Source organism: Thermococcus gorgonarius (genome assembly GCF_002214385.1).
Classification (GTDB): domain Archaea; phylum Methanobacteriota_B; class Thermococci; order Thermococcales; family Thermococcaceae; genus Thermococcus; species Thermococcus gorgonarius.
Map to the genome: position 1 here is coordinate 43,865 of NZ_CP014855.1, position 20,046 is coordinate 63,910.

Annotated in this window: 20 protein-coding genes; 10 read left to right on the top strand and 10 right to left on the bottom strand. The window is 51.4% G+C overall.

Features of this window, described 5'->3' with window-relative positions:
- Positions 1-102 precede the first annotated feature (102 nt).
- Positions 103-546: an aminoacyl-tRNA deacylase gene (locus A3K92_RS00230; protein WP_232460880.1), complete on the bottom strand. Its 444-nt coding sequence runs from the start codon at positions 544-546 to the stop codon at positions 103-105.
- A 65-nt stretch (positions 547-611) separates the two neighbouring features.
- Here A3K92_RS00230 and A3K92_RS00235 point away from each other — a divergent pair, with 65 nt between their 5' ends.
- Entirely contained in the window at positions 612-1,070 is a 459-nt protein-coding gene (locus tag A3K92_RS00235) for an alanyl-tRNA editing protein (protein ID WP_088884364.1), read from the top strand.
- Between the two features lie 6 nt (positions 1,071-1,076).
- Here A3K92_RS00235 and A3K92_RS00240 read toward each other — a convergent pair whose 3' ends face one another.
- Genes A3K92_RS00240 through A3K92_RS00250 form a run of 3 tightly spaced genes read right to left on the bottom strand, consistent with a single transcriptional unit; the run spans position 1,077 to position 4,151 of the window.
- Entirely contained in the window at positions 1,077-1,865 is a 789-nt protein-coding gene (locus A3K92_RS00240) for a DODA-type extradiol aromatic ring-opening family dioxygenase (protein WP_088884365.1), read from the bottom strand.
- A 5-nt stretch (positions 1,866-1,870) separates the two neighbouring features.
- Positions 1,871-3,025: a threonine synthase gene (gene thrC / locus A3K92_RS00245; RefSeq protein WP_088884366.1), complete on the bottom strand. Its 1,155-nt coding sequence runs from the start codon at positions 3,023-3,025 to the stop codon at positions 1,871-1,873.
- Positions 2,982-4,151 (bottom strand): eCIS core domain-containing protein, encoded by a 1,170-nt coding sequence (locus A3K92_RS00250; protein WP_198361942.1) that lies wholly within the window; start codon positions 4,149-4,151, stop codon positions 2,982-2,984. The genes thrC and A3K92_RS00250 overlap by 44 nt, the downstream gene beginning before the upstream one ends.
- 63 nt (positions 4,152-4,214) lie before the next feature.
- Here A3K92_RS00250 and A3K92_RS00255 point away from each other — a divergent pair, with 63 nt between their 5' ends.
- Both A3K92_RS00255 and radB read left to right on the top strand, forming a co-directional pair.
- Entirely contained in the window at positions 4,215-4,850 is a 636-nt protein-coding gene (locus tag A3K92_RS00255; RefSeq protein ID WP_088884368.1) for an MBL fold metallo-hydrolase, read from the top strand.
- A 9-nt stretch (positions 4,851-4,859) separates the two neighbouring features.
- On the top strand, positions 4,860-5,522 hold the full coding sequence (gene radB / locus A3K92_RS00260) for a DNA repair and recombination protein RadB (RefSeq protein WP_088884369.1): 663 nt from the start codon (positions 4,860-4,862) through the stop codon (positions 5,520-5,522).
- On the opposite strand, the gene A3K92_RS00265 is transcribed toward radB, so the two are convergent.
- Together A3K92_RS00265 and A3K92_RS00270 are read right to left on the bottom strand one after the other, a co-directional pair.
- Positions 5,515-6,909 carry an ATP-binding protein gene (locus A3K92_RS00265; protein ID WP_088884370.1) on the bottom strand — a complete coding sequence of 465 codons (1,395 nt, stop codon included), beginning with the start codon at positions 6,907-6,909 and terminating at the stop codon, positions 5,515-5,517. The two genes, radB and A3K92_RS00265, sit on opposite strands and share 8 nt — an antisense overlap.
- A 57-nt stretch (positions 6,910-6,966) precedes the next feature.
- Positions 6,967-9,951, bottom strand: a complete 2,985-nt coding sequence (locus A3K92_RS00270) for a type ISP restriction/modification enzyme (RefSeq protein WP_088884371.1) — start codon at positions 9,949-9,951, stop codon at positions 6,967-6,969.
- Positions 9,952-10,044: 93 nt separating this feature from the next.
- Between A3K92_RS00270 and A3K92_RS00275 the strand changes: the two genes are divergently transcribed.
- Both A3K92_RS00275 and A3K92_RS00280 read left to right on the top strand, forming a co-directional pair.
- The gene (locus tag A3K92_RS00275; protein WP_088884372.1) at positions 10,045-10,269 is read left to right on the top strand and encodes an AbrB/MazE/SpoVT family DNA-binding domain-containing protein; all 225 of its coding nucleotides are present in this window, start codon (positions 10,045-10,047) and stop codon (positions 10,267-10,269) included.
- Positions 10,266-10,652: a PIN domain-containing protein gene (locus A3K92_RS00280; protein ID WP_088884373.1), complete on the top strand. Its 387-nt coding sequence runs from the start codon at positions 10,266-10,268 to the stop codon at positions 10,650-10,652. Before A3K92_RS00275 ends, A3K92_RS00280 begins: the two co-directional genes overlap by 4 nt.
- Here the strand turns inward: A3K92_RS00280 and A3K92_RS00285 are convergent.
- Positions 10,649-12,064 (bottom strand): DUF402 domain-containing protein, encoded by a 1,416-nt coding sequence (locus A3K92_RS00285; protein ID WP_088884374.1) that lies wholly within the window; start codon positions 12,062-12,064, stop codon positions 10,649-10,651. The genes A3K92_RS00280 and A3K92_RS00285 overlap by 4 nt on opposite strands.
- Positions 12,036-12,788 carry a hypothetical protein gene (locus tag A3K92_RS00290; RefSeq protein ID WP_088884375.1) on the bottom strand — a complete coding sequence of 251 codons (753 nt, stop codon included), beginning with the start codon at positions 12,786-12,788 and terminating at the stop codon, positions 12,036-12,038. Before A3K92_RS00290 ends, A3K92_RS00285 begins: the two co-directional genes overlap by 29 nt.
- A gap of 135 nt (positions 12,789-12,923) precedes the next feature.
- Here A3K92_RS00290 and moaA point away from each other — a divergent pair, with 135 nt between their 5' ends.
- From moaA to taw22, 3 genes are read left to right on the top strand one after another with little or no spacing between them, the layout of a single operon-like run.
- Complete coding sequence (gene moaA, locus A3K92_RS00295; protein WP_198361960.1) at positions 12,924-13,847, top strand: GTP 3',8-cyclase MoaA; 924 nt, start codon at positions 12,924-12,926, stop codon at positions 13,845-13,847.
- A 43-nt stretch (positions 13,848-13,890) separates the two neighbouring features.
- On the top strand, positions 13,891-14,844 hold the full coding sequence (locus A3K92_RS09495; RefSeq protein ID WP_088884377.1) for a DUF835 domain-containing protein: 954 nt from the start codon (positions 13,891-13,893) through the stop codon (positions 14,842-14,844).
- Positions 14,780-15,793, top strand: coding sequence for a tRNA (guanine(37)-N1)/4-demethylwyosine(37)-methyltransferase Taw22 (taw22, locus tag A3K92_RS00305; protein WP_088884378.1), 1,014 nt, complete (start codon positions 14,780-14,782; stop codon positions 15,791-15,793). Before A3K92_RS09495 ends, taw22 begins: the two co-directional genes overlap by 65 nt.
- A 4-nt stretch (positions 15,794-15,797) precedes the next feature.
- Here the strand turns inward: taw22 and A3K92_RS00310 are convergent, their stop codons facing one another.
- Entirely contained in the window at positions 15,798-17,300 is a 1,503-nt protein-coding gene (locus A3K92_RS00310; RefSeq protein ID WP_088884379.1) for a replication factor C large subunit, read from the bottom strand.
- A gap of 5 nt (positions 17,301-17,305) precedes the next feature.
- Positions 17,306-18,286 carry a replication factor C small subunit gene (locus A3K92_RS00315; RefSeq protein WP_088884380.1) on the bottom strand — a complete coding sequence of 327 codons (981 nt, stop codon included), beginning with the start codon at positions 18,284-18,286 and terminating at the stop codon, positions 17,306-17,308.
- A 48-nt stretch (positions 18,287-18,334) separates the two neighbouring features.
- Between A3K92_RS00315 and A3K92_RS00320 the strand changes: the two genes are divergently transcribed.
- A complete protein-coding gene (locus A3K92_RS00320) occupies positions 18,335-18,793 on the top strand; it encodes a metal-dependent hydrolase (protein WP_088885997.1) in 459 nt (152 codons plus the stop codon).
- Between the two features lie 55 nt (positions 18,794-18,848).
- Complete coding sequence (locus tag A3K92_RS00325; protein ID WP_088884381.1) at positions 18,849-20,036, top strand: glycine C-acetyltransferase; 1,188 nt, start codon at positions 18,849-18,851, stop codon at positions 20,034-20,036.
- The last annotated feature ends 10 nt before the right edge of the window (positions 20,037-20,046 follow it).

Below are 20,046 nucleotides of genomic sequence, written 5' to 3' on the forward strand. Positions count from 1 at the left end.
GATTTATTCGGCCCAAAAAGGGGTGAACTGAAAAACATTCAGGATGGGCTCGGATAACTGTTCTCCCGATTTACCCCGGCGCGTTGATAACTCTGGATGCCTTTATTTCCTAACATCTATAACCTCAGCATTCTGGTACTCGACGATTTTTCTAGGCTCTATCCGGAGCAGCCTATCGATGGCTCCACCTCCGCCTATAACGTACTCGTTTTCGAGAACCTTGGGATCAACTATTGTCCTGAGCGGAATACCAACCGGCGGGACTCCGCCGACCTCGTACCCGGTGAGCTCCTTTACCTCTTCCGGCTTCGCGAAGCGGCACTTCCCGAAGAGTCTCTCCAGCTTTCCCATGTCCACCCTGGACTCGCCGTCCACTATGACGAGCAACGCTTCTTTCTCGCTTATTATCACGAGCGACTTTATTACCTGCTTCGGAGAGGCTCCTGTCTCTCTCGTGGCCTGTTCAACTGTCTTCACAGGCCGTCCTACCTCGAGAATCTCGGCGCCGAGTTCTTTGGCTATCTCCTCAAGCTTTTCCATCGTCATTCCTCCTGTCTCTTTAGGGCACAACCGTTAATAGGTTTTCCGCAAATACTGGAAAGGGGATGACAATGTTTTCGATCGAAGTCAGAACTCACACGGCCCTTCACGTGCTCAAGGGTGCCCTCGTTAAGGTTCTCGGCGAGGGAGCTAAGTGGACGGCTTCTACCTACGTCAAAGGCAACAGGGGAGTCCTGACGGTCAAGTTCGACCGGAAGCCCACTTTGGAGGAGATAGCCGAGATAGAGAGGCTTGCCAACGAGAAAATCAAGGAAAACGTCCCGATTCAGGTTCACGAGCTTCCACGCGAGGAAGCCGAGAAGCGCTTCGGCGAGGATATGTACGACCTCTTTCCAGTTCCTCCGGAGGTAAAGATCCTCAAAATCGTCGTCATTGATGGCTGGAACGTCAACGCCTGTAATAAGGAGCACACAAGAACGACGGGAGAAATCGGGGAGATAAAAATCCGGAAAGTTCGCTTCAGGCGGAGCAAGGGACTGCTGGAGGTAAGCTTTGAGGTTCTGGACTAATGCTTATCATCTTCTCACCCATAGCGCTCCGGCCATGCCGAAGTACGTTGGACAGGCGTAGGCGCTCTCCCTAAGCTCAAATTCTCCAACCTTCATAGCTCCAAGCATCATGAGCATCTGCCAGTAGCTGTCAACTAAAGCCTTGTTCACCAGCTCCTCGGGGATTTCTGGGAGCTCCTCGAGGCGGTTCTCGTTGATGAGCTTCATAATAAGCCTGTCATACTCCTCGCTCTCCTTCCTGTATCCATAGGGCCCGTTCTCGTCGTGCGCGTGCCCGTGGTCGGCGCTGATTACCAGGGCAACCCTCTTCTCGCTCCCCTCAAGGACTCTTCCCAGGATTTCTCCGGACCTCACGAGGGGTTCCCTGTCAATTCCCCTCGACGGCGTCATCAAGACTAAGAGTTTTTTCTCAAGGAACTGGAGCGGGATAAGCTCCCCCCAGCTGAGGGGCCATCTCGAGTATTGGCCACTCCTGCTGGCGAAGTTCAAATCAACTATCGGAATTCCTGCATCTTTTTCAGCCCTGCAGATTTTCTCGGCCAGTTCCCTGTCAGTCTTCCACTCTCCCGGAAGTTCTTTTCCCTCGAAGCCGAGCCACGAAATCAGGTTTTCCGCCATAACAACGCCGAGGTGGTCACTCATCCTCACGTTGTGCGGGCTGACGAGCACGTAGGAGTCAACGCTGGCGAAAGCTTTTCCGATGTCCCTAAGGACTTCCGCCAGCTTTCTCGTCTCATCATCGGGCGGTTCCAAAACCGGGTTGCCGTGGGGCATCAAACCTATTCCGACGAGCATTTCCATCACCTCAGGCAGTTTTCAAGCCCTTCGAGGGGGCATTCCACTATTTTGCCACCCTCTACATGAGAAAGCGTCTTCAGCCCGGAGCCGGTGAGAATGGAGACGACATTTGAACCCTCGGAAATAACGCCGCTCTCGGTGAGCTTCTCCAGCGCGGCCACTCCGGTTGCACTTGCTGGCTGGACGAAGAGGCCCTCACTGGCCAGCTTTCTCTGGGCCTCGATTATCTCCTCGTCGCTCACGGAAACGCAGAGCCAGCCAAACTCGCGGAGAAGCTTTAGGACCGCGTTCCCGCTCGGCGGGTAAGGGTTAGCTATGGCCTTGGCTATTGTCTTCGGGTTTTCAAAGCGCTCTATCTTCTCCCTCCCCTCCTTGAACGCCCTGCATATCGGCGAACAGCCCTCGGCCTGCACCGCAATGAGGGTTGGCAGTTCCTCAATCAGCCCGATTTCCTTCAGTTCGATGAAGCCCTTCGCTATTCCCCTGAAGAGGCCGCCTGAGCTTGTCGGGATTAGAACGTAGTCCGGGATTAACTCTTCGGCTATCTCGAAGGCTATCCCCTTGTAGCCCTCGACTCTGAAGGGGTTGTCTGAGTTTATGAAATAAACACCAAGCCGTTCTCCCAGCTTCAGGCTCTCGAAGTAAAGCCTCCCGTAGTCACCTCTAACCCTTATCACGTCCCCACCGTAAACTGAAACGGCTCTCAGCTTTTCGTCGCTCGCGTTTTCCGAGACGAGGATTTTTGCATCAAGACCAAAGCGCGAGGCATAGGCAGAAACGCTCGCCGCCATGTTGCCGGTCGAGACCGTTCCGACGGCCTTATAGCCCGCTTTGAGAGCGTAGCTCATCGTCAGAAACGTCCCCCTGTCTTTGAAGCTCCAAGTTGGATTTACAGTCTCGTTCTTGAGGTAGAGCTTTACTCCAAGTTCCTTTCCGATTCTGGACTTAACTAATGGGGTATCACCCTCTCCGAGCGAAAGCTCCAAGGCAGGTTCAACTGGCCAGAAGTCCCAGAAGCGTTCCCAGACGGTTTTGCCTATGTAAGGTTCTCCCTCAAAGAGTTCGAACTCAACGGGCTCACCGCAGGAACAGCGCTGAACGGGCTCATTGTATTCAGCCCCACAGATCGGGCAGATTAACTTCGGTTTCGTTTTCATGGGTTTTAACCTCCGGCAGGTTTTTCACACTCTTCAAAACTACGGTTTCACCGTTTTGCCTTATTGAAAAGCTGGCGTAGTTGCTGTTTGATGATAACGTCTTGAGAAGATCGGCAAATGATCTGGCATGGCTTTCGTCCTCAAAAACGACTTCCCAGATCAGTATCCTGGTGGTGGTTCCGTTTTCGGTTAAGTCCACCAGGATGAGCCAGTCCCCCGTCCATGCCTTTGCTATCTCCATGGCTGTGTCCCTGGAATAGTTGTGGCTCCAGTAAAGCAGGAAGACGTAATAGGCTCCCATCCTGCTCGAGTACTTTACGCTGAGGTTTTCTGGAAGCTGTTTTTCGACCTCGTGCTTGATATTTACCGGCGTCCAGTTTTCCAGGTAGAGGTTTGGGAACATGACCTCCTTGGTGGTGTTTGGCAGGTGGGAGTACATCCCGTTTACTAGCTCCCATCCTCCCTTCCTGTAGAGGTACTCCACAAAGCGATCGCCGAAAACGTAGGGAAATATCCCCAGGCCGGTGACTGGGTCCCTCGTGTAGAGGTCCGTTATCTTGTGAATGGGTATGCCGGTTTTGTTGCAGTAGAGGTCAGCCACCAGGTCTGCATCTCCCTCTATCGCGGCCTGTATTGCCTTCGTGGTGTCAAGTGTTGGCCCTCCGTAGGGGGCGTCGAACCACTGCTTCTGAAGAACGTGAACCGACTCGTGGGCGATTACCCTCCTGGCCGTATTAACGTCCCCGAAAAAGTTCTCCCTTATGATGTAGATCTTATCCCCCACCGTTGCGGCTATCCATCCAAGATCCTGCTCAACTTTCTCATGAACGTAGGGGTAGTCCGGCGGGAGTAGAAGGCTCATCTTGTACACATCTTCCTCTAACCTCATCCTATCTATATCGGGCTTTCCGGGCTTGAAGAGCTCCCTTGCCTCCATCTTTGTGAGAACTATTATTGTCGGCTGCTCCTTAAACTGCAGGTTCCTGATGTTCTCTACTTCCTTCAGTATCTTTGAGACCTCTGAAAGGACCGTTTCACTGTCTTGGCTGTTTATCTCCGTTGCGGCCCAGAGGCCTATGGCAATGAGTACCACCAGTCCAACTGCAAGGATCTTTTTTGATATCATCGAGTTCAATTTGGTGGGGAAATATTTAAGTTCACCTCACCGAAAAAGATGCGGTGAGATGACATGAGGATAATATGGTACGGTCATTCGTGCTTTTGGGTGGAGACCAACGGCGTGAAAATTCTGATAGACCCTTACCCTGAAGTTGAAGACGACGAGATAGGGGACGTCGACTACATACTGATAACCCACGAGCACACCGACCACTACGGTAAGGTTGAGCTTCTCTCCAGGCTTAGGGATGCCACGGTTATAGGTCCAAAGACTGTCTATATGATGGCCGTGGCCGATGGAGTAACAAAGGTGAGGGAAATCCAGGCCGGCGAGACAATAGAGCTTGGAAACGGCGTTAGAGTAACGGCGATATTCATGGAGCACCCCTCAAGCCAGTATCCCCTTGGCTACCTCATAGAGGGGGACAAAAGGCTTTTCCACACCGGAGACACGTACCCCTTCCCGGCACTCCAGAACCTCCGGGGGAGCGTGGATATCCTCATGGTTCCGATAAGCGGCCGCTCAACTGCCAATGAGAGGGAAGCTGCCCAGATAGTTGAGGACATAAGGCCGAGGATCGTCATTCCAATGCACTATGGGGTTTATAGCAGCGCCTCTCCCGAAAAGCTGGTTGAAGAACTGAGGAAGCGCAGGGTCTTTGCCCTTGTCAAAGTCCTCAAACCTGGCGAGGAGTTCGTGGTCTAGGTGTGATCCATGCTGTCCACCGGAACCAGGGCCCTCGATGAACTCCTTGGGGGAGGCTTTGCTCCGGGAATCCTGACCCAGATTTACGGCCCCTATGCTTCCGGAAAAACTACTCTGGCTATCCAAGTTGGCCTTTTGAGCGGGGGGAAGGTTGCTTACGTCGATACCGAGGGTGGTTTTTCTCCGGAGAGGCTTTCCCAGATAGCCGAGCTCAGGGGCTTTGACCCGGAGGAGGCGCTTTCGCGCTTCGTGCTTTTTTATCCCGGTGATTTCAAGGAGCAGCGGAGGATTATAGGATCCCTGAAAAAGATCGTCAATGGAGGCTTTTCTTTAGTCGTAGTGGACTCCATAACCGCCCACTACAGGGCAGAAGAGGACTGGCGCTCCCTGAACGTTGAGTTGAGCAAGCAGCTTCAGGTTCTCCTCTGGATAGCCAGGAAAAACTCGATTCCCGTCTTGGTAATCAATCAGGTTCACTTCGACAGTAGAACCGAGCGAACGAGGCCGGTTGCGGAGCAAACCCTTGGCTACAGGTGTAAGGACATCCTTCGCCTCGACAGGCTGCCGACTCCCGGGAGAAGGGTTGCCGTCCTTGAGAGGCACCGGTTCAGGCCTGAAGGGCTGATGGCATACTTTAGAATAACAGAGAAGGGAATAGAGGATGTTATCTGAGGAATAGAACGTCTTTCAGGTCAAAAACTAGAAAACCCTCCTCTTTGAGCTCCTCTTTCCCCTCAATCCCCCTTGCTATGAGTCCTAAAAGTCTCTTACCCCTCAGAGGGAGGAGGCTTCCCTTTCTCTCAAGATCCCTGAGTATTTTTCTTGCATCTTTAAGACTCAAATCCTTCCACTTGACCTCAAAGAGCGCCACGTTGTCCCTGTTGTAGGCGACCACGTCGATTTCTTCCCCCCTGTGCCACCAGCGGCCGACCCTGATGGGCCTGAATCCGAGGTCGATTCTCCGTACAAACTCTCTGGCTATTCTCTCGTACTCCCTCCCAACGAAGGCGGGAAAGTTCCTCTCGAGGTCACTCCTAACGTTCTCGATGTCCCCTTCCTCAAGGTGCTGGTAGTTGTGGTAAACAAAGCGGAACCAGAAGTTGAAGAACTCGTCCCTTATTGAGTAGGCGACCTTTCTCGTCTTTCTGGGATCCTCGGTTGCAGGCACTTCCCTCTTCAGGTACTCGTAGTGGTTCGTCAGCTCGCTTAGGTACTTCCCCACGGTGAGTATCTTCAGCCCGGTTCTGTCGCTTATCTCCTTCGGGGTCACGTGGCCTAAGCTAACAGCCTCGAGTATCGAGAAGTATGAGCGGTAATACCTCCCAAACTCCAGCTTCAGGACATTGAGACCTTCCTCCCTCAGTGGCGCGAACTCGTCCAGGAACAGCTTTTCAATGGTCTCAATAACGTCACCTCCGTAATAATGCCTTAGGTAAAGCAAGTAGCGTGGCATTCCGCCGAGAACGGAGTACAGTTCCACAAAATCCTTGGGGGGCACATTGATAAAGCCCTTGACGAAACCGTAAGCCTCCCAGAAGTCGAACGGCTTCAACTTCATCCACTCGTCCACCCTGCCGAAGAGCGGCTCCTTACGATCCATGAAGATGCGCTTTATCATGCCAACATAGGAACCTATCGCCAGAAGGGTGACGTTTGAAGAGTCTTTCTTGGTATCCCAGAGCCTCTGAAGGGGGGAGAAAAAGGACGGTTTGACCGACCTGAAGTTCTGGAACTCGTCGAAGACTATCACCAGCTTTTGCTCCTTGGAGAAGTCAAGCAGGAACTCCATCAACTCCTCCACAGACGAGAATTTCGGCTTTAAATAAGCCGGAAGGTAACCGGAGAGGGCACGTTTCACCTCTTCCTCAAACTCCTCAAGGAGCAGAGCCTCGTCTTTCTCACCGACAAAGAAGTAAACGCCCGGCTTACCTTTGAGGAACTGCCTGGCGAGGGCAGTCTTTCCAACCCTTCTGCGCCCATAGATGACGGTAAAACTCGAACCAGCTCTAGAGTGAACCTCCTCAAGCTTTTCCAGCTCTCGCTCTCTATCGTAGAACATATTACCCACCAGGTATATTACTGATTCGGTAATATTTAAGGATTGTGGAAAGGGAAGTTAAAACTTCGGCTCTATCGCCTCAAGCTCCTTAACGAGCCCAATAGTCCTCCTCAGGATTTCAACAACTTTGTAGATGTGCTCGAGCTCATCGAGGCTCAGCTTCCTTCCCTTTCTGCCCTTGAGGTACTTCTCTATGACGCGGTAGCCGCCTATCGTGTACTCCCAGACCTCAGGCGGGATTCCGCAGAGCTTTGTCGTCTTGTTTATCGCCACGCAGTCCTTGCCGTCGTACTTGACCTTCTCAACGGTGAGGTCGTCGCCGACCAGTTTGGGCTCGACCGGGAAGTCAACCTTCATGAGGTGGAGCTTCACGAGCTCCTCCCCGATGTCCCTGTACCTCTTAAAGGTCTCCCCCTCGTAGAGCGGTATCCTCGGGAAGTCGAACTTGAGGAACTCCGCGTACCTCTTCCGGTACTTGGGGTCGTGCAGGACGGCATAGGCGTAGTATAGGAAGTCCTCTGGCGTTATTTCACCGTAGCGCTTCCTGAGCTCTTCTAGGAACTCAGGTTTTAGGTTGGGCCTTCTGGTTTTGCCGTCGTCGGAGTAGAGGTAGAGGGGGAAGATATAGGACTTAGAGCCTGTCAGGTGCAACTCGGATATTGTATCAACAACAAAAACTGCATCCCACAAAAGTCTCATCTTTGGAACAATTCTCTCAGTAACAATACCAATATTCATGTCAGCTAAAAAGTGCTTCATGACCTTAAAATGAGCTCTTCTTAGAATTTTTGGCTCGTAATACACCCATCTCCAATCAAAGGGTCTGTAGGCAAGTTTTTTGAAGTTGCTGGGCTTCATGGGGGTTCCTACAATCTTTGCCCTTCTTTCCTCAAACCGCCATCCAGAAGTTGACTCAATGTCATATTTCTCCCTTAGTTGGGCCGTGGAAACTTTAGGGTTTAAAATATCCCTGATAACTGGCTCCAAATCTTCCTTCGAAAAAGCTACAAGGGCACTATCCTTGCCTGTTTCAACTCCGGAACTATAAACTTCAAAAATCTCGTCCAGCTTTGGGAACTTGGAGTATTCCCCTTCAAGGCTGAGGTCTTTGGGCACGAAGAAGTAGTAGGGTTCCTTCGGCTCAAGCTCCTTCCACTCAACTGTTTTCCAGCTCTTGTTTCTCAAAAACTCGTACTTCTCCTCCCTTGTCGTCTTTCCTGCATCGTGGACGATCGAGTAATAGTAGATCTTGCACTCCTCTGCTTTGTGCTTCCCCTCCCTGAGCTTCACGAAGAGCGCTATGGCAACACCCTGTTTAATCTTAAAGACATTATCATCCTGCTCACCTCTATTTGCGTTCCCATGGAGGTTAAGAATGTAGATCTCATCGAAGCTCTCCATCAGGCTCTGCCTCATTCTCCTGTGGATAATACCGTCCAAGTAAGAATTATTAGTGATGAAGCCAACTATTCCTTTACCGTTCTGGTCTATCTTCCACTGGGCGAAACGGATAAATCCAATGTAGTAATCTTGAATGACCCCCTTGTTCTTCTCCTGTTCCACGCTCAATCCGTGAAGGTACTCTTTCAGGAGTTCTGAACCCCAAGACTCTTCAATTTTCTTGCTCTCGTAGGGTGGGTTTCCAATGACCACGAATATCTTTGTCTCCTTCTTCACCCTGTCGGCTTCCTCGCTCTCTTTGTCCAGTGCCCTCTCAAAGAGGCCCGCCTGGCCCCTCTCCCTCATCAGGTCGAGGGCGTTGGTGAGGTAGATTTTGAACCTTTCATCGTCCTTCAGCTTTATTCCCCACTGGTTGAGCACCATCGAGAGTTTTAGGTGGGCGACTAGGTAAGGAGAAATTAGGATTTCAAAGCCGTAGATGTTGTTAAGAAGCCTCTCCTTGAGGTAGAGCTGGAATAAGGTTCCCTTGATGTTTCTATGGATTCTGTCGAGGACTCCAGCGAGGAAGGTTCCCGTTCCGGTTGCGGGGTCGAGTATTGTAACGCCATCATCCTGGAGCCTCTTGCCAAACTTCTCCTTCAGTATCTCATCGACCGAGTTGACTATGAATTCCACAACTGGAATCGGAGTGTAGTAGACTCCCTTCGACTTCCTTAAATTGGGGCTGTATTCAGCCAGAAACGTCTCGTAGAAGTGAAGGAAGGGATCAAACTCGCCGTTCCCAAAGTGGAAGCGCCTTTTAAGCTCTTCAACGTCCACGTTGTTGAGTATCGCTATGAGCTCCTCAAGGATCCATTCAAGGTAGTCCGGGAGGTCGGAGGCGATGTACTTGAATATCTCGTGGACGACGCGGAGGGACTTTGGAACACCTCTGAATGCAACGTTCTCCCTCGTAAGCTGGCCCTCTATCATGAACCTTGCCATGAAGAGGCCGTAAACAACCGTCTGGGCGTATGCATCCGCGAACTCGCTCTTCTTCATGCCGCTCATCAGATGCTCCTTAAAAGCCTGATAGAGGTACTGGAGCTGCTCATCCTCGTTCATATTTTCGAGAACCACATCCTTCAGGATCATGGCCCTCTTCGCGAGGATATAAGCAAGCTCCTCGGGATCTTTGATTTTTGGAACTGTAAAGCTCAGAAATCTCTGAATGAGCCGGTTGAACTTATCAACGTTCGACTCAATAAGGTTGAAGTCCTCATCGAGGAGGGAAACCTCCTCAACCTTCTCGCCCCTCTGGTAGAGAATGAAGTCGCGATAATTGGTCAGAATGAAGTTGTCCAGCCTCTCAGAATAGCGCTTGATCTGACTCTTATCCCTCTTTGGAAGCCTGTGAAGGTCAACGTTGGGAACTTTGGTCTCAATATATCCTATTATGCCAGTCTCCGTAGATATCTTAAAGTCAGGGGCACCAAAGGTTTCCCTACTTGGCTCGTGGATTATTCTGACGTTGTACTCCTTCGAGAACAGGCTTCTTAGGAACTCTTGAAAAACAATACGGTAAGAATACTCCGTAGTCGCACCCGCTTCATGGACTTTTTTGAGACCCTTAGAATAACCCCTTAAAACTCCTGGCTTCATTTTATCACCAAAGAATAGAGACGCGGGGAAATATTAAAGGGTTTCCACCGCAACGTTTTTACGCTCCAGTATTCTACTATATCTGGTGAGACTATGGGAATCACAAAAGTAACTAGGAACTATCAAATTACTATACCAAGCGACATTAGGAAGAAGCTTGGGATTAAGGTGGGAGACGTTCTCGTCATCGAAATCGAAGACGGGAAGGCCGTGATCAAAAAGAGTGACCTTGAACTCCCCCTCCTGCCCGGAGGAAAGGGGCTGAAGGTCGAGGACATCGAGGAGGCAATAAGAAGGGGCCAAGGTGAGGAGGAGTGACGGTAATAGACACCAACGTCTTCATATACTCTATCCTGAGGGATTCAGAGTTCAACGCGGAGGCAAGAAATCTTCTCGCATCTCTGGAAAAGTGGATCGTACCGAGTATCGTTCTCTACGAGCTCTACTGGTTTTTCAGGGAGGAGGGCTACAGCGGGGAAGACATCATGAAGGTGGTCTCCTCAATATTGAACAGTCCGAGGACTAAGGTAATCTGTGATAACGGGAAGTACACAAAACGCGCGCTCGAGCTGACAAAGAACCCAAGGCACTTCAACGACATGGTGATCCTGGCAACGGCAGAGGACTTCAAAAGGCTGGCGACCTACGATAAAAGGTTAAAAAAAGATGCTGAAAAGCTGGGCATCAAAGTTCTTCCCTAAACCCTCTCATAAACCTCCTGCGTTATCTTGAGCACGGCGCGGTAGAGCTTCTCGCTTATCAGCCCGTCCTCGTAGTGCTCCCTGAGTTTGTCCTTGTCTATGATTTCCTTCTTTCCATCGGGCCACTTCACGATGTCTATTTCGAGGTCTATGTAACGTGCCCTATCGGGGTAGATCTCGACGGGCGTGTTGATGTTGTAGTACTCTCCTTTCAGGTTGCCGTTCTTATCGTAGTAGCGGTGGACAAACCACCATTTTCCTGCTTCGATTTCTGTTATGGCGTAGTCTCCGAACTCTATGGGGAGATCGAGTCCATCGTAGAATTTGCCGGGCTTTAGGTGTCTTTTCAGGGTTATTCTCAGGGGGTTCGTTGAGACTTCGAGTATCTCCCCCGGCCCAAGCTTGAACCTCTGGCCATCAGGCTTGTTGTGCTCCAGGAAGAAGAGCCAGCCCTTTTTTGGCCCCTTCTGATCCAGCAAGGCGTCCCAAAAGCCCTGGTTGACCTTCATCCTTTGACTGGGGATCTTGGCGAGAATTCCCTCTGCTATTTCGACGGCAAAGCTGAACTCCAGGTCATAGGCCTTCAGCTGGTGGTGGCCGTCTATGGTTGGAACGACCCTGTTCCTTATCTCATCGAGCTTCTTCTTGGCCCCTCCCCCGAACTCGACCTCGTATATGTTCCTCCCCTCTATTATCTGATCAGGGGCCGAATACCTGTGGGCGTCTTTGAGCCTGTCTGCGAGTTTAGAAAGCCTTATGATCTCGTCTCTGAGTGTGTTCCAGTCTTTGTAGGCCGCTGCCGTTCTCCAGAGGATTCCCCATTCGCCCATATCGATGCTTAGTCCCAGTATCCTGAGCCTTTCCCTCTCGGAGTTGTCCCTTATTTTCCTTGATATCTTAACGTGCCTCTGGCTTCCCGGTGGCTTGGGTATCAAAACGGCGTAGTCCCCGGGAACTGTGAGGGTTAGACTGAGGTGTGGAAGGAGGTTGTGCTTCTTGACCTGAACGAGAACCTCATCCCCTTCCTGGAGCCGCCTGCCTTCGTCGATGGGTATCGTTCCTATTGCACTTCCTATGTCAACGTAGATGTACTTCTCGTCCCTTTTCACAACGAGTCCCTTGTAAATTCCGTAGAGCTGGTAAGGGAGACGTCTAAAGACGACGTCTATAAACTCCTCCTCAAATACTCTTTTTATCTCCTCAACCGCTTCCCCCGTTAGGATGACTCCGTGGTGGTCCTTTTTGTCGTAGATGTCAACGTTGAACTCGTCGTAGGTTTTCTCGATTCCAAGCCTTTCGGCTATTTTCTGGCTCGGCTGGGCTATCTTGAAACCCCTGTCCAGGAAAAGCTTCGTCAGGGCAGTGCTGTATATTCCCCTAACTCTAACTGAAACTCCTGTGTCTGTAGACACTTTCACCCCCCCGTTTCTTCCTTTCCACTACTCCAATGAGAGTGAGTCCCTCCAGGATTTCACCGGCGTTTTTGACGCCGCTGAGCTTTTCCACGTTTCTTTCCTCAACCCACAGGAGCCCCATTCTGTGCCAGGCTTTTAGGGCATCCTCAACTTTGTGGACATCCGCGGGATGGGCGTAGAGCCTGTATGTAAACCTTATGAGACTCTCGAGTTTTTTCTCCAAATCATCTATTTGCTCAAGTTTCCTGATTATACTGGTCGGTGGCTTTTTCTGGTTTTCGCCCTTGATGTCCATCATTTCAATGAACTCCAGTCCTTCCGCCTCTTTGGTTAGGGTTTGTATGGCCCTGGTTACTGTGTAGTCGTATATCCTGTGGAAGTGAGTCAGTCTGTCGAGGAGAATCTTTAGTTTCGGTCTCTCAGAATAGCTGAGGGGCTTTGAGAGGACACCCATGAGCTCTTCCAGCCGGAACTTCATCTGATGTTCCACCCTCTGTACCTCCATTATAACCCCTTCGACTTCCTCTCCCAGTGGTGCCATCTCCCTGTACACCTCGCTGAGAATTCCCATTTTTTCCCCCACTGTCGAATAGAGCCTTTTAACCAGCTCGTACATCGTGTCGGTGTTCCCCTCTTCGTAGAGCCTCGGGAAAGTGGATTCGAACTGTCTGTGGAGCAACTTCAGTTCCTCTATGAGCTCTTTGACCCTTTCGGCTTTCATTTCCTTTGCCCCTGATTGGGTATGGCGTTTCCCTTCATTTACTTTTCCCCAAGCATTCGGGTTCTTTGATAAACAATCATGTTTTCCCAAAACATTTTTTTAAGCTGAGGGATTAATCACCCCGGTGTTACCATGGTGCTCTACGACCGCTTCGGAAGGCCAGTGACGAACCTCAGGATCTCGCTCACGCAGGACTGCAACTTCCGCTGCTTCTTCTGCCATAGGGAAGGTCAGAGATTTAACGTTAGGAATGAGATGACACCAGAGGAGATAGAGAGGCTCGTTAGAATAGCGTCGCGCCTTGGCATTAAGAAGGTCAAGCTGACCGGCGGCGAGCCTACCGTTCGGAGTGACATTCTGGAGATAGTTAAGCGTATAAAGCCCTACGTGGCCGATTTAAGCATGACAACCAACGGGAGCAGGCTAAAAGAGCTTGCAAAGCCCCTTGCAAAGGCCGGCCTCGATCGCGTTAACGTTTCCCTCCACAGCCTCCGGAGAGACGTGTATAAACAAATAACGGGCGTTGACATGCTGGAAACTGTTCTTGAGGGTATCGAGGAGGCGGTAAAATACCTCAGCCCGGTTAAGCTCAACATGACTGTCATGAAGGGCCTGAACGAGGGCGAGATATGGGACATGGTGAACTTCGCGGCTAAAACTGGAACGATACTCCAGCTCATCGAGCTTGAAGCTCCAAAGGAAATGACCGGGACAGCCTTCTTCCGGAAGTACTTCTACCCCCTCAAGCCCGTTGAGAGGGAGCTTGAGAAGAGGGCCTTGGAGACGCGCGAGAGGAGGATGCACAGGCGGAAGAAGTACTTCATCCCGACCGACTACGGCATTGCCGAGGTCGAGGTTGTTAGAGCGATGCACAATACAGTCTTCTGCGCCAACTGCACGCGCTTGAGGGTGACTTCCAACGGCATGTTCAAGACCTGCCTGCTGAGAAACGACGACCTGATAGATTTCCTGACCGCAATGAGGAATGGGGCAAGCGATGCGGAGATAGCTGAGATTTTCAAGAAAGCCGTTCTCATGCGCGAGCCCTACTGGAGGTAAAGTTTTTGAGGGATGGCTTCTAACTTCTTCCCGGGGAGGAGGTATGGGAAGCTACCCAATATTGGTTACGGGTATTGTCCTGCTTATGGGCTCTCTGTTAGGTATCTATCGCGCCTGGTACTACTATTCCCGGCTCTCGGGAATCTGGAAAGACCTGAGCGAAAAAGTAATTGTTTCATTGATTTTTTTCGCATTAGGGGCCTTGGGAACTATCGCTCATTCTTTTTTGTTGGCAGACATCACGGTGATTGTTATGGCGTTCTTCTACACCCTGTCTTACTTGGTAATATTATTTGTGCTTTTTAGAAGTCTCGGGCGTGTTTCATCTTCAAAACCCACACCTGAGAAATCTCAGTCAGGGGGCCGGGAGGAGGGCAATGTCCCTGTGGTGGGTGGTTATCTGCTGATTAACCCCCCTTCTCGCTTGATATTAATGCTTCTTAAGAGGGTATCTCGCGGTCTCCTTGTGGTGAGCAGAAACACCTACCACCAGTGGGTTAAAAGATCCGGTGTTGAGCCCGATAAGTTCATCTGGCTGAGCAGGGCCGAGCTGGATGGGGCAATAGATCCCGGAAAGCTTCATGTACTTCAGAGGGAGATACTGACCTTTTTGGAAACGCACAGTCCAGCGAGCATTTACTTTGAGGGCATTGAGTATCTGGTACTCTACAACGACTTCCCCGGCGTTGCCAAGTTCCTGTTTTCAGTTAAGGACGCGGTGTTGATCAACAACTCTTTAATGCTCCTTTTCCTGCCCAAGGGGATTCTTGACTCGAAACAGGAATCCGTAATGGCCAGGGAGTTTGAACCGATTGACGAGAAAGAGTTAACGAGAAGAATTTTAAATGCACTACCAGAGAAGGAAAGGGCCGAAATAGCGCTCTTCGGTGCACTTCCACCAGCCAAGGAGCAGGAATCGGAGGGAAGCAAGGGTGCCAGCGCTGAAGGTCCCGAAGAGGGAAGCAGAGCCGGTGAAGAGGAAGCTGAAGAAGCTTAACCTCTACGACGGGAGGAGACGGCCGAGAAAAGAGGATGATTTTGTTCTTTTACCTGTTTTTGAGGATGAAAAGGTTTACTCCCTCGGCTACGAGGTTCTTGACATTGAACTCCCACTCAGGCCGGAGAGGCAGATATACAAGAACCTTGAGAGCGTTTTGGCAGAGAGGCTAACCCCGGAGGAGCTGAAGCATCTCCGGAGATACGACGTTATAGGGGACATAGCGGTCGTTCAAATCCCGCCCGAGCTTGAACACCGCGTTGATGATATTGTGTGGGGCCTCCGGAAAGTTCACCCGTTTCTCAAGGTCGTTGCAAAAAAAGGTTTCCATGAGGGGGCCTTCAGGATAAGGGATTACTCCATAATCTGGGGCGAAAAGAGGCTCGAAACTGTCCACAAGGAGAACGGCGTCGAGATAAAGGTGGACCTCTCGAAGGCCTTCTTCAACCCGAGGATGAAGGGCGAGAGATACCGTCTGGCCCAGCTTGTTCGCGATGGAGAGAGGGTTCTGATTCCCTTTGCTGGCGTTCTGCCGTATGCGCTCGTCATAGCTCGCTATCGGAAGGTCAAAATCACCGCCGTAGAGCTGAACAGGGAAGCCTATGAGCTCGGCCTTGAGAACATCGAGTTGAACAGGAAGCGTTTGAAGGGAGAGATTGAGTTCATACACGGCGACGCCTTTGAGGTTCTTCCGGAGCTTCCAACCTACGACCGTGTGATAAGTCCGACGCCGAGGGGCGTTGACGCTCTGGCCCTAACGCTGAGCAAAGCCGAGAAATGGCTCCACTACTACGACTTCGTTGGTGAGACTGAGATAGAGGACTTCAAGAAGAGGATACTGGAGGAGTGCTCGAGGCAGGGAAAGGAATGTGAAGTTAGGGTAAAAAAGGTCAGCGACTTCAAACCACACGTATTTAAGGTCTGCGCTGATGTGAGGATAAAAGGGTAGGAAATCACTTCTTCAAAAAGTCGAAGAGCGTTGCCTGCTTGCCCTTTTTCTTTTCTTCTTTTTTCCTGCCGACTGCTTCAATTTCCTTCGTTGCCTTTTCAAGTTCCTCCTCGCTTATTTCCTCTTCAGTCTCTTCCTGGACTTCTTCTGTCGTCTCTTCGGCTTCCTCTATCTCCTCTCCCTCTTCGGTTGTTTCAACCTCTTCGAACTCTTTTCTGATCTCTCTGGCTCTTGCCTCAAGCTCACCCTCCTTCTTGAGCTTCTTCTCGATGTTCATGCTCTTGGCCCATATCGTCTTGGCCTTCTCTTTGTCACCTACTATGAACTCGACCTCCTTCAAATCAAGGTCAAGGTAGACAACGAAGTGGGCTGCCATCTCCGAGTTGTTCTCAAAGATGGCTTTGAGGTAGTTGAGGGTCTCCAATGCTTCGAGCTTGGCCATGTGCATTTCTTTCATAATTTTCTTGACCACGGAATCCCTGAGCGTTCTCTCCTCCTTGCTTTCGGTGAGTATCTTTATCGTCTTCGGCGGGTAGATTTTGACGAAACCTTTCTTCTTGACGCCTGCAACGGCAACTCCTGCCGTCATCATGTCCGTTGCATACTTCCAGAGGGAATACGCTCCGGTTCTCTGGGCTCTTCCAAGGTAGATGTCCGCCCTGCTTAGTGCTTCATATGCCCTTGCTATGTCCTCCGGCCGGTAATAGACGTAGGGGATGTTCTCGTCTATCCACTGGAGAAGTTCATCTGGAAACATATCAACGCCAAGAACAGCTATCTTAGCTTTTTTAGCGTTATCGGTGGCGAAAACCTGTGCAAGAGCCTGAAAGACGCTCTTTTCTACGTCTCGGTAGGCCAGAACTTCCTTCGCGTCCTCAACTCCACCGGTAACTACAGTCTGGAGGTCGTTGATAGCAGCCCTTAGATCGCCGTTGGAGCGTTTGGCTATTTCGTAAAGTATTTCCTTCGGAACCGTTTTGCCTTCCATCTTGAGGATCCTGATTAGGGCCTTAATGATGTCCCTCTGGGTTAGTCTCTTGTACTCGACTATCTGCGCTTTGTCGCGTATCTCCCTTGGAACCTCCCAGTAGTGGTTGGCGGCCATTATTATCGGGTTCTTGGCTTTGTCAATGAGCTTGGCTATCTCTTTTGCACCGCTTGGCTCTATGTTGTCCGCTTCGTCGAGAAAGATTAGCTTCCTGTGCTTTCCGAGGATGTCCATCGTGTAAGCTGCCTGAACATAGCGTTCGATCATCGTGTAAGTTCTCTCGTCGCTCGCGTTGAGCTCTATCACCTCGAAGCCGTACTCGTTGGCTAGGGCATATACTGTGGTTGTCTTCCCGCTCCCGGGCGGGCCGGCAAGGATCAGGGCTTTCTTCTTTGGAGGATTGCCATGAAGCCAGGCCTCGACCCATGCTCTGACCTGTTCTATTGCCTTCTCCTGATTGACTATTTCGCTGAGCTTTCTCGGGCGATACTTCTCGACCCAGGGGGCTTCCCTCGGCATAGCTATCACTTGCCCATTATGGTGAACTGAGCGAGCAGGGCCTCAAGCTGTATCATCTCGTTGGCCCCTTCAACGAGGCGGAAGTTGTACTCGCCTATCTTGTCGGCCAAAGCGACCTTTTTATCCTCCGGAATCGGCAGGTTGAAGACCTCCCTGTGCATCTGGATGAGAACATCCTCCCCGCTGAGGCCCTGTTTGAGGAGTATTTCCCTCAGCTTGTCCCTCGCCTTGAGGAAGTTGCCTTCCAGGGCCAGCTCCATCATCTCACGGACATCTTCGGGCCTGGCCCTGCTGGCGACGAGGAAGACGTTCTCGTCCGTTATCTTTTTGTCGAGGGCGGCAGCGGCTTGAAGGACGTTTATGGCCCTTCTCAGGTCTCCCTCAGCGACGTAGAGTATGGCCTGAAGCCCTTCCTCCGTCAGCTCAAGGCCTTCGTTCTCGGCGATGTACTTTATACGCTCCGCTATGGCCTCGTCGCTGAGCGGTCTGAAGCGGAAGATGGCACACCTTGACTGAATTGGCTCGATGATCTTTGAGGAGTAGTTGCAGCTGAGGATGAAGCGCACGTTGTTCGAGAACATCTCCATGGTTCTCCTGAGGGCCTGCTGGGCGTCTTGCGTTAGGGCGTCCGCTTCATCAAGGAAGATTATCTTGAAGCTCGCCCCGCCTATCGGTTTCGTCCTTGCAAATTCTTTCACCTTCTCGCGGATGACGTTTATGCCGCGCTCATCGCTCGCGTTAAGTTCCAGGAAGTTGTGACGCCAGTTTTCGCCAAATAACTCCCTCGCGAGGGCCAGAGCGGCAGTTGTTTTCCCCACGCCAGGCGGCCCGGCAAAGAGCAGATGCGGCATCGAACCGGTTTTAGCGTAGTGCTTGAGCCTCTTGACGATGTGATCCTGACCCACTATGTCATCAAGTCTTTGGGGTCTGTACTTCTCGACCCACGGCTTCTCAAGTACCTTAACCTCCCTTGGTTCCTCGGGCATGGCTTTCACCTAAAGGCTTATTTTCTCGAAATGTTTAAGGCTTTTGCCATGGACCCGCTTGAACATGCCTCAATTCCAAGTCTGGTTTATCTTGCCCTCTCACCCGAACAATCCTTAGGCTTTATGATGGCCCTAGTCGTTGGAGCGGTCTTTCCGGACCTCGACGTTCTAACTAAAGAGCACCGCTCATACCTTCACTCACTCCTCCCGTTCCTCCCTGCTTTTGTTGTGGCAGTTCTACTTGGGGGTTGTCCCCTGGCCTTCACCCTCGGTTGGCTCAGCCACCTCTTTCTCGACTTCTTCACTGGAGTGATTCCCCCGGCTTATCCCCTTTCGAGGAGGGGCTGGGGGTTGTCAATTACAATCACCGGGCCGAGGAATTTTGGGATTGAGGTGAAGCTAATCGAAAGATACCCCGAGAAGAGGCACGATTACAGGCTGGAAATCGGTGGAAGTTTCGCGCTCGCCCTTTTAACGCTCCTGACGGCGATAATTAGACTGCACTAACATGCCCACTGCAAAACTTTTATACCTCGATGTCCAACTACAACCGGTGGTTCTCATGGGGAAGCTCGACTGGATTAGGGAAGAGCTCCAGGAGCTTAAGGAGAAGGGGCTCTACGTGACCATAAGAAAGCTTGAAAGCGCCCAGGGCCCGTGGGTCGTGGTTGATGGCAAGAAGGTTCTCAACATGTGCTCCAACAACTACCTAGGTTTGGCAGCTCATCCAGAAATCAGGTACGCGGCCATAAGGGCAATTCTCGACTACGGTGTCGGTGCAGGAGCTGTTAGGACCATAGCCGGAACGATGGACCTCCACGTTGAGCTCGAGGAGAAGCTCGCCAAGTTCAAGAAGAGGGAAGCGGCTATACTCTTCCAGAGCGGCTACAACGCCAACCTCGGAGCGATAAGCGCCCTCCTCAAAAAGGGCGAAGACGGTGTCTTCATAAGCGAAGAGCTGAACCACGCGAGCATAATAGACGGAATGCGCCTCAGCGGCGCGCCGAAGGTTATCTACAAGCACATAGACGTGGAAGACCTTGAGAGGAAGCTGAAGGAAAACAAGGACAAGAAAAAGAAAATCATCGTAAGCGACGGTGTCTTCTCGATGGATGGTGACCTCGCTCCTCTCCCAGAGATGGCGGAGCTGGCCGAGCAGTACGATGCCATACTCTACATAGACGATGCACACGGGGAGGGCGTCCTCGGTGACAGCGGAAGAGGTATAGTTGACCACTTCAAGCTCCACGACAAGGTTGACTTCGAGATGGGAACTCTGAGCAAGGCCTTCGGTGTCATAGGTGGCTACGTAGCTGGTCCTGAGGAGGCAATCGAGTACCTCCGCCAGAGGGCGAGGCCGTTCCTCTTCTCAAGCGCTCCGAACCCGCCTGACGTCGCCGCGGCCATAGCGGCAGTTGAGATACTCCAGAGGAGCGACGAGCTTGTTAGAAAGCTCTGGGACAACACCCACTTCCTTCAGAACGGATTACGCGAGTTAGGCTACGACCTCGGCAACACCAAGCACCCGATTACCCCCGTTATGCTCTACGACGAGAAGCTTGCCCAGGAGTTCTCAAGGAGATTATACGACGAGTACAACATCTTCGCCCAGGCGATAGTCTATCCGACCGTCCCGCTCGGAACGGCTAGAATAAGGCTCGAGCCTTCGGCGGCCCACAGCAAGGAGGACCTCCAGTACGTGATAGATGCCTTCGAAGACCTCGGAAAGAAGACCGGGTTCCTGAAGTGACTTTATTCTT